Raw genomic sequence first — 9930 nt, forward strand, 5'->3', positions numbered from 1 at the left:
TGTCAATAATAAGCACTAATTGATAGAATATTGATTACAACTTATTTCTAAGCGTTTCTGTTATATCGAACTCAGGTCTATTACGTCATAGCAGACAAATAAACCATTCCAGTAACGTTCAGAAAGGTATCGTAGATGATTACTTCATGAATTTATCTCAGGAGTGAGATTTTCAATTGTGTACAAACCGCCAAGTATATGTCCTAGTTGACGAGCAACTTCATCCCCACCAATTCCTTGAGCTTCCTTGGTTGGTAAGGGGGCAACTTCAAGACTTGAGCGGATATCGTCAAGCCAGGTTTGAGCCATAGCGATAGAAACAAAGGGATTTTGATAATTTGGTAATATATCAGTTAATGTTTGATACCACAGCTTTAAAAAAGGGTCTTGATGTTGTTGTAAGCAACGAGCTAGAGATTGTTCAATTGCTTTTAAGTCTGTGTAAAGTTTGAGACCTGCTAAATCAAAGCTATTACTGCTGGTGCGTCCTAAACTTTGCTGTAGCACTTGAGCATATCCTTGTACAACTTGGGTCTTGGTGACTTCTGTTACTACTTGTATTGATTGCGAGATATCACAAACTGTCAACCCACTCACTAGTTGAGGGGGAAAAAGCACCGTTTTCTGCGGTGCTACCTACTTGCCCTAAACTTGTACGAATCTCTTCCCTAATATCTTTACGTAGGTCAGTTTTGAGAGCATGGTCAAGCGATTGTAAGGGTTTGGCTGCATTTCGGAGATAATGTGCTTGACACCACTGATGTCTTACTTCTTGCCAGACTTTGCTCAAGGCAACTCTCACAGCACCTTGCTTATCGCTCACGGTTGCGAGTAAGGGATAATTGTTGCTTTTTAGCCATTGCTCCACTGGTGTTAGTAGCTCGATTAATGTCGTTTGATTTACCCGTGGCAACCATGCTACTGCTAAGATGCAACCTGTTAATACTTCTCTAACTACCCATAACTGTTCTTGTGCTCCTTCTGGCTCTAATCCATCTAGACTAATTATTAGACCTCCATACTCTTGTACTGACATAGCCAAATTATTTTCCTCTTGTTTCTGCATCGCGCAAGCCATTAATATCCGATATGTATAAGTGAGAATATCTATTTGTCGCCGACCTATCTTCACTTTCCCACTTAATCGCTGATATATTTCTGTACCACTTAGATGTTCTCGGTCTTTCCACCATCCGATTTGCGCCACCACATCTAGTCCATAAGTTGCTCCCGGTAGTGCTATGGTTTGCGCTACTGCTGATACATACCGTTTCCCTACATCTTTACACTTTGGGTTTCCACATTCTTTTGGTTGACTCGCTACATGAATTACCTGGTCTAATTGTTGTACCGTTTTACTCCAACTATAATGTCGGCAGTCAGCTAAACTTTCTCCGCAAGTTGGACAGTTCTCCAATTCACACTTATAAATAGTTCGCTTGTTCACCACTAGATTTTTGGCTTTTCGACGTAGGTGAGTCATCCTGATAATCCGTAACTATTTCACACTCTTTGAGCATACCGTATTTCTCCCTACGTGCCAATTTTACTCAATAGCCTTTTAATTTGACAACTCCATCAGGGCGAGGTTCCAAAGCTAGATTTTGAATTTTCTCAAGCACGCGATCGGTAATATCATTTGGCAAGCCATCAATTTGCTTTTGTACTGACTTGGAAATAACAACCGTGTAACTCATAATACTGAATTGGAGCGGTGAGCAAGATATTCATCCATTGTCATGGATTCTCCAAGTGCATACTCATCACGAACGACTTGAATTTCTTCCTGCGTCTGTATATCTTCTTCGTACAGCGCTTCTTCAGCCTCAAAAATTTGTTGCTCAATGATTTCTTGAAGTTGACGTTTTTCCTCTAAATCCAGGGAAGAAATTGCTTCTGCTAAGGTTTCTAAAGAGAGTTGTAGTTTAACAATAGCTGGCATTTTTCTCCTATTGGGTTTAGCGTGTTGGCACTATTCTGCTGATTTTAGCATTTACATTTTTGTGAAGTGAGATATGGTAGAAAACTGTAGTTTAGGGAGCCATTACGATACCTACGGTAAGCTCCGCTTATCGCAGAGCTTAGAGGTTGTTTGAAAAGTCTCCTTCTATGTCATGCTGAGGAACGAGGCATCTCATGTATGTGGGCTAAACTCCAGATTCTACCCTTCGGGAACGCTAAAAGCGTAGCTTGCTTCTCCGTTTCGGAGTACGCTCCACTTCGTTTCGCTCAGAATGACAAATTATACCTTCCCAAACTTTTCAAACATCCTCTTAATGTCGGAGGCATATCCCGCTATTTAATTATTACCACTTTTCTCGTGTGGATGCGATGCAATTCAGGGCAAACAGCCGTTTGCCCCTATAAGATTTGCATCTCTACAAAAATAACTACCTGCCGACTAATTTATCCCGCAACTTCTTAATTTTATCCCTGAATTTTGCCGCTTCTTCAAATTCCAAATTTTTCGCAGCTTCCTTCATTTGCACTTCCAATTTACTCACCAAGTCGGGAATATTTTCTAACGGGATTTCCCCAATATGCTCCTCAACAACTTGTAAATCCTGTGCATTTAAACGTCGCGAAACTTCCAAGAAAGATAAAATTGCATTGCTCGATTTTTTCTTAGCAATTGGTTGCGGTGTAATCCCATGCATCTTATTATGAGCTATCTGAATACCGCGTCTTCTTTCAGTTTCATCAATTGCCTTAATCATGCTATCTGTCATATTATCAGCATACATTATCGCTTTACCGTGAATGTGACGCGCAGCTCGACCAATTGTTTGAATTAATGACCTTGCTGCACGCAAAAAGCCTTCTTTATCTGCATCTAAAATTGCCACTAACGAAACTTCTGGTAAATCTAAACCTTCCCGTAGCAAGTTAACACCAACCAACACATCAAAACCACCATCACGCAAATCTTGGATAATTTCAATCCGTTCAATCGAATTAATCTCAGAATGCAAATATCTCACCCGAATACTGTTATCTTGCAAATACTCAGTCAAATCCTCCGCCATTCGCTTGGTCAAAGTTGTAATTAATACTCGTTCACTGCGGTCAACACGGTCTTTAATTTCTCCTAGCAAGTCATCGATTTGACCTTCTGTGGGACGAACACTAATTTCCGGATCGATTACTCCCGTTGGTCGAATGATTTGCTCGGCAATATTATCACCAGAAATTCCCAGTTCCCATTCTCCGGGAGTTGCTGAAACAAAGATACATTGATTTACCTTTTCCCAAAACTCATCCGCTTTGAGTGGTCGGTTATCAGCAGCACTCGGTAATCTAAAACCATGTTCAATTAATACCTTTTTCCGCGCTTGGTCGCCGTTGTACATTCCCCGAATCTGCGGTACGCTCACGTGGGACTCATCTATCACCAACAACCAATCCTTGGGAAAGTAATCAATTAAACATTCAGGTGGTTCTCCTGCTTGTCTTCCTGCAAGGTGACGGGAATAGTTTTCCACACCATTACAATACCCAACTTCGTGTAACATCTCCAAGTCATAGCGAGTACGTTGATCGATACGTTGTGCTTCCAGGAGTTTACTTTGTTCTTCGAGTTCGACTTTGCGCTGTTTTAATTCGTCGGAAATATCTTGACAAGCTACATCCAAACGTTCTTCTGGTGTGACAAAGTGACGTGCAGGGTAAATATTCACAGCTTGCAGACTTTGGAGAATTTCACCTGTAACTGGATCGACATAACGAATTGCGTCTATCTCATCCCCAAAAAATTCCACACGAATAATTCTATCTTCATATGCGGGACCAATTTCTAAAACGTCACCACGAACCCGAAATTTACCCCGACCCATTTCGATATCATTACGACTATACTGGATTGATACTAGTGATTTGAGGATTTCCCTCTGGTCAACTGACCTACCCACATGTAGAGGAATCGCAGCTTTCAGGTATTCTGAAGGAATACCCAAACCATAAATACAGCTAATCGACGCAACCACAATCACATCACTACGTTCAAATAAAGAACGTGTTGCCGAATGTCGCAACATGTCGATTTCCTGATTGATGGCAGCAGTCTTTTCTATATATGTATCACTAACAGGAATATAAGCCTCTGGCTGATAATAATCGTAATAACTAACGAAGTATTCCACAGCATTGTTGGGGAAAAATTCCCGCAGTTCATTACAAAGCTGTGCTGCAAGGGTTTTGTTATGTGCGAGAACTAGGGTTGCTTTGCCCACATTCTCAATCACACTGGCTATTGAAAATGTTTTACCAGTTCCCGTTGCACCTAGCAAGGTTTGATAAGTATTTCCAGCATTGAGGGATTTTACCAGATGCGCGATCGCACTTGGTTGATCGCCTGTTGGTTTAAAAGGTGCTTGAAGACTAAATTCTGCCATACAAACGTACTATAAATGCTCTAACTTATAGTAGCGGAAAACTCTAAAAAGAATACAGCAGTCAGGAGTCAGAATTCAGAATCCTTCTAAAACCTCTTTACTAAGATTTATCAATGTTTACCATTAAGTTTTACTTATGTGAATATTCAGAAGATAATTATACCTATGGAACCATTTTTGAAGTTAAACTCAAACGTATAGAATAAAATTTCGATCTCCTAAGTATTGTAAAATTCAATTAACAGACAAGGTATAGGTCATGGGCATGAGCAGCACTGGCAAATCAACCAGTCCTCGGTATTCATGCTGCCAAGCTCAAAGGGGAAAAATATAGTGGAAATTGAAAAAAATAATCAAGCTCAAACTACAACTACGGATAAAGTAGCAGTTAAAGCTGAGGCTAAAGAAGCTAAAGCCGAAACACCAGAAGCAAAAGTTGTCAACAAAGTTAAGCCAACTACTAATATGTCAGTGCCAACAGATTCAGCCAACGCAAAAGAAGCATCTAGCAAACTCCAAGTTCGCGAAGAGGAAAGAAGCTTTGCAATCTCAGGAATACGTCCAATCGGAGCTAGTGACTTAGAAATCGCTGAAACTATGTCGGTTTCTGGAATACGTCCGATTGGTGTTAGCCATTTGCAAGTTATAGAAACAATGAATATCTGTGGTATTCGTCCAATCGGGGCAAATCTAATTCATGTTGTTGACACTATGAATGTGTCTGGAATCCGTCCTATTGCTTCTAGTACGTTGGTTATCTCGGAAAATTACTCAGTAATGGGTAATCGCCCTGTGGCTTCAAATGATACTGATGATTCTCCAGTGCTGATGGGTTATCTCGATTAGGACTAAGAAATTAGAACGAAGGATTTTGGACTTTAAAGTACAACTAATAACCAATTTAACCCGATCGCAGTTAATCACGATCGGGTTTTTAATTTTAGATTTTTAATTTTGGGTTTTTAATTTTAGGTTTTTAATTTTAGATTTTTAATTTTAGATTTTTAATTTTAGATTTTTAATTTTAGATTTTTAATTTTAGATTTTTAATTTTAGATTTTTAATTTTAGATTTTTAATTTTAGATTTTTAATTTTAGATTTTTAATTTTATAAGAGAACTCCACAGAAAGAAATGCTCTTCGGTGATTCTGTAGCAAGCTACAGCATGACAACACAGGATCATTTATTTTGTGACTGACTCTAAGTAGAAATTGGGGAATGGGGATTTTCTATGATTGTCTTCCTTTCAGTAGAGATAATTATTAGCCCCATGACAGAAGGCTAGGGTTAAAGATTGAAGTTATTTTATATAGGTGACAGCAAAAAAGATTCAGAGTTGATTGATAAATGAATTGATAACTTTGAATTATTTTATCAAATTTTAGGAGTTCAAAATGAGTTTAGAAGATAAAGCAAAAGCTACCGCTAAAAATATTGAAGGCAAAGCTCAAGAAGCTTTGGGAAATGTGACTGGTGATCCAGAAGATAAAGCCAAAGGAAAAGCGAAACAGGCTGAAAGTGCAGTACGTCATGGTCTAGAAGATGTAAAAGATAACGTTAAGAAAGAACTCAAATAGTAGGGATTGTGTCTACTGATGAAGATTTAGGTAGCAAATCAGGGTGAGTTTTATATTCTACTAAGTAAAGACGTTCCCTTGGAACGTCTCTACTTAATAATTGGGGTATTACAGATAGTAATTGGTGTTGATATTGCCTAATCTAAATTCCCCTAGTTGTAAAGCAAACATATAAAGCCAAAATATCAAACAATCACCCAGAATTTTTATGTAGTCCATATATTAGTTTTTTAAACAATTAGGAGGTAGAAAAATGAATCTGCTACAGCAAGGTCGTAAGATAATAACGGCTTTTGTCTTAGTGCTTGTTTTGACTTTAACTGCTGCTTGCGGTAGTAATAGCAACGTTGCACAACTCGATCGCAATACAAACCAACCAGCATTGAGTCAAGGTTCAGCCTATACTGCCTTAGAGCGGGGAAATACTCAATCTGGACAGAGTTTTGGCGATTGGGTTGTACAAACCTCTAAAGGTTTAGTAAAGGATGCTTATGTTCGCGACAACAATAAATTAGGGATTGTAATTTCTCCACAGGTTCGTCCTAATGAAGTCCGTACTTTAACTAAATCTTTGGTACAAGGGTTTCACAAGAATTTTCCAAATCAAGATTTGACAGTACTTGTATATGCACCGGATAAAAAGCTAGTTTTAACCGCGCAATATGACACCCAAAGCAATAAGGTTCAATATAGTTAATGGTTATTAGCTAATAGAGAAATTATTCAGAATGGATAGATAATTAGCCAATAACCAATAACAAAAAGGAGAAAAAACGTGACGAATAGCGATAAATATAGACGCGAAATCATGAATGATTTAGCAGGTGGTGATGTAGAATCACTTGATGATGTGCAAAATGACCCTTCCCGTGAATATCAAAACTTTGATGATTTTGCTCAACGTAGTACTAAAGACGAACGTCGGCAATTGTTTAGTAATTCCTTGAATAGCGATCGCATTCCCGCAAGTCAGATGGAACCTGAGTTGCAAAAGGCGATTTCCCAAATCAAACCTAACGAGCGCGATGATGTTGCCCGTGCTTTCTTCAAGCACTTCAAAGAAAGAAAGCTTGATGACAGACATTTAGAGCAGCAATTAGGACTTTCTACCCATACACCAGGAAGAATGACTGCTGATGATGTTAGTAAACTTGCATCGTTTGCTTATCACAATCATCCTGATATTTTCCGCGAAGTTTTAGCCGAACAACCAGGAATTCTCAAGTTTATTAGTAACCCAGTTGTCGGAGCAATAATTGGTGTTGCTGCTGCTAAATGGTTCGGAAATAAGAAGCATTAAATTTTCGTTTTTTTTACTTTGATAAATCTTGAATGTGGTTGATAAATCTGGGCGAGTTTTATGACTCGCTTTTTCTATTTGTTATAATTCAAATAATCTAAAATTCAAAGATTTACTAACAGAAATTAAGGATTAATAACCCAACTGTTAATAAATACATTTGGTAATTGAGAATACTGTAGGGGGAAACGGTTGTTTGCCCGTATTTTTTAGATTTCATCCAAGCAAGAAGTGCCATAATCATAAAATTAAAGGGTTAACAACCGTTAATCAATAGGAAATAATCATAAAATTAGAGGGTTAACAACCGTTAACCCCTACCAATAATCTAAAACCCAATCACAACTCCCCAAAAATAATCCTCAAATGGACCTTCATCTAAATTGATGTGAAATTGTTTTCCCCAAGAATACACATCTAAACTAATTCTGCCGCTATCATCATCAAACCAATCACCACCTTTAACAGAGATATTTCCTAAAAGTGTTATCCAGTGATTTGGGTAAGGCAAAAAAGGAGTTTTCCCACGTAACAAACCATCAGCAGTAATTAATGCAAACGCAACTCCACCAAGATTAATCGCTTTTGCAGTCTCCTCCAAAGCTTCAAATTCACCATGCAAATATGTATGCTTATACTTAACTTGCTGATAACCTAATATTTCCCGCGTCCAACCTTGCATTTCCCAGGATTTCGTCATACCTGCCAAATTACGAATAATATCCGGAGCTTCCGCTTCAATATTAAAAATGGTATTTTCCGACTCCCGCAAAGCTGACATCACCATCCAATCAGCTTGATTCATCCGTAATCTTCCTTTACTGTGTCTGAGAGTTCGTGACGCTTCGATCCGCTTTGTTGTCCCTTGGAAACCTCCTGTTTCAAACAGACTACGGCAAAGTTGAACGTAACGTAAAGGTTGCTTGCGGACTAATTCAAATATAATCGAGGCTGGACCACAAAATGGTTGTGCCCCCTGGTTAATTTGAAAAGGGTCATTTAGACGCGATCGCATTTCCGAAATTAGCTGTTTTTTATCAATACTTGCCCAAACACCAGGTATTGTAGAATTTTCAAATTCGACAACTGCGGCAAGTACAGATGGGTTCAGTAGCTGGGAAAACATAAATTTTAGGTATAGAAAGACTCAAGTACACAAATAATACTCATTTCTACCCATCAAAGTGCGATCGTTACGGAATCATCCAGAAAAACCACAGATAAATATTTTCAAAACCTACTACCCTTTGCGTCTTTGCGCGACCTTAATCCATATTTTATTTAACCACCCAAATACTTTTCCACACAGCGAACAAACATTTCCACACCCATTCCCAAAGCTGTCTCATCAAAGTCAAAACGGGGATGATGGTGAGGATATGCTAAACCTTTAGCTGGATTTGCAGCACCTAAAAAGAAGTAACAACCGGGAACTTCTTGGAGGAAAAACGACATATCCTCCGCTCCCATAGTTTGACATTCGGGAACCACACCCAAAGGAGTTTCCACAACTTCCTCAGCTACAGAACGAACGAGTTCAGCCATTCCAATATCATTAATGACTGCGGGATATAATGACCAATAATTTAAGTCATATTTTGCACCATAACTTTGACAAACTCCACTGATAACTTGCTCGATTCTTTCCTTAAAAAAGCCTGTTAAATCTGGATTAAAATAACGTACCGTACCCTTCAGAATTGCGGTATCAGCTATCACATTACGCTGAGTACCTGCATGGAGTTCCCCAATAGTAACCACCGCAGAATCAATCGGGTTGACATTGCGAGAAACAACAGCTTGCAAAGTATTCACGATTTGGGCAGCGACAACCACCGAATCCACCGTTTGATGGGGCATAGCACCATGTCCACCCCTACCAAACACTGTACAATCAAAGGATTCCACAGCCGCCATTAATGCCCCTGGACGCACACCAACGGTTCCCAAAGGTAAATTATTCCACAGATGCAGCCCAATAATCCCATCAACATCGGGATTTTTGAGAACCCCTGCTGCAATCATAGGTTTTGCACCACCAGGACTTTCTTCAGCAGGTTGGAAAATGACTTTGACAGTTCCCGCAAAATCTTTACGATGCTGTTGGAGATAGTAAGCTGTACCAAGTGCGATCGCGGTATGTCCATCATGTCCGCAAGCGTGCATTAAGCCATCATGTTGCGATTTGTAGGGAACTTCGTTAAGCTCTTGAACTGGTAATGCATCCATATCCGCACGAATCGCTAGAACTTTTTGATTACCCAATTCTCCATCTTGAATTTCACCTTTAATGATGGCGACTATTCCAGTTTGAGCAATACCTGTTTGATGTTCAATGCCCCATTTTTGAAGATTTTGGGCAATAAATTCTGATGTGAGTTTTTCTTGAAAGCCTAATTCGGGTTTTTGGTGAAGTTGTCTTCGCCATTCTACTAGTTGCGGTTGCAGATTACGAATTGTGAGGCGAATGCTGGATAAATTAATTGTATTCGGGCTGGGAACTGTCGATACCATATTTTATTTTGTATGAAATAATTTTTGGTGGAAATATGAGCTTTAATATTTCTAAATGTAACATTACCCTACCTGAGTTCGATGTAAAAAAATAAGCTATAAATCTTTCCTGACAAGAGTTCCAAGATTTTATTAGGCTTGAGTGAT

11 protein-coding genes are annotated in these 9930 nt (G+C 39.0%); 4 read left to right on the forward strand and 7 right to left on the reverse strand.

What is annotated here, in order from left to right; translation table 11 throughout:
* Positions 1 to 144: 144 nt before the first annotated feature.
* The 5 genes from CK510_RS19710 to uvrB form a co-directional block, all read right to left on the reverse strand.
* Positions 145 to 588 carry a hypothetical protein gene (locus CK510_RS19710; RefSeq protein ID WP_095723325.1) on the reverse strand — a complete coding sequence of 148 codons (444 nt, stop codon included), beginning with the start codon at positions 586 to 588 and terminating at the stop codon, positions 145 to 147.
* Positions 575 to 1483, reverse strand: a complete 909-nt coding sequence (locus CK510_RS19715) for a hypothetical protein (RefSeq protein ID WP_095723326.1) — start codon at positions 1481 to 1483, stop codon at positions 575 to 577. The genes CK510_RS19710 and CK510_RS19715 overlap by 14 nt, the downstream gene beginning before the upstream one ends.
* A 67-nt stretch (positions 1484 to 1550) precedes the next feature.
* Positions 1551 to 1697 carry a type II toxin-antitoxin system RelE family toxin gene (locus CK510_RS19720; protein WP_245912228.1) on the reverse strand — a complete coding sequence of 49 codons (147 nt, stop codon included), beginning with the start codon at positions 1695 to 1697 and terminating at the stop codon, positions 1551 to 1553.
* Positions 1694 to 1942 (reverse strand): hypothetical protein, encoded by a 249-nt coding sequence (locus tag CK510_RS19725; protein ID WP_095723327.1) that lies wholly within the window; start codon positions 1940 to 1942, stop codon positions 1694 to 1696. The genes CK510_RS19720 and CK510_RS19725 overlap by 4 nt, the downstream gene beginning before the upstream one ends.
* 448 nt (positions 1943 to 2390) lie before the next feature.
* The gene (gene uvrB / locus CK510_RS19730; RefSeq protein ID WP_095723328.1) at positions 2391 to 4391 is read right to left on the reverse strand and encodes an excinuclease ABC subunit UvrB; all 2001 of its coding nucleotides are present in this window, start codon (positions 4389 to 4391) and stop codon (positions 2391 to 2393) included.
* Between the two features lie 333 nt (positions 4392 to 4724).
* Between uvrB and CK510_RS19735 the strand changes: the two genes are divergently transcribed.
* The 4 genes from CK510_RS19735 to CK510_RS19750 all read left to right on the forward strand — a co-directional run bounded on the left by CK510_RS19735 (position 4725) and on the right by CK510_RS19750 (position 7269).
* Positions 4725 to 5237 carry a hypothetical protein gene (locus CK510_RS19735; protein WP_245912229.1) on the forward strand — a complete coding sequence of 171 codons (513 nt, stop codon included), beginning with the start codon at positions 4725 to 4727 and terminating at the stop codon, positions 5235 to 5237.
* A gap of 549 nt (positions 5238 to 5786) precedes the next feature.
* Positions 5787 to 5969, forward strand: a complete 183-nt coding sequence (locus tag CK510_RS19740; protein WP_095723329.1) for a CsbD family protein — start codon at positions 5787 to 5789, stop codon at positions 5967 to 5969.
* 253 nt (positions 5970 to 6222) lie between these two features.
* A complete protein-coding gene (locus CK510_RS19745; RefSeq protein ID WP_095723330.1) occupies positions 6223 to 6666 on the forward strand; it encodes a hypothetical protein in 444 nt (147 codons plus the stop codon).
* Between the two features lie 78 nt (positions 6667 to 6744).
* Positions 6745 to 7269, forward strand: a complete 525-nt coding sequence (locus CK510_RS19750) for a hypothetical protein (protein ID WP_095723331.1) — start codon at positions 6745 to 6747, stop codon at positions 7267 to 7269.
* A 328-nt stretch (positions 7270 to 7597) separates the two neighbouring features.
* Here the strand turns inward: CK510_RS19750 and CK510_RS19755 are convergent, their stop codons facing one another.
* Entirely contained in the window at positions 7598 to 8395 is a 798-nt protein-coding gene (locus tag CK510_RS19755) for a hypothetical protein (RefSeq protein WP_095723332.1), read from the reverse strand.
* Between the two features lie 155 nt (positions 8396 to 8550).
* Positions 8551 to 9783: a M20 family metallopeptidase gene (locus CK510_RS19760; protein WP_095723333.1), complete on the reverse strand. Its 1233-nt coding sequence runs from the start codon at positions 9781 to 9783 to the stop codon at positions 8551 to 8553.
* Positions 9784 to 9930 lie beyond the last annotated feature (147 nt).

Source organism: Brunnivagina elsteri CCALA 953, assembly GCF_002289455.1.
GTDB lineage: Bacteria > Cyanobacteriota > Cyanobacteriia > Cyanobacteriales > Nostocaceae > Brunnivagina > Brunnivagina elsteri.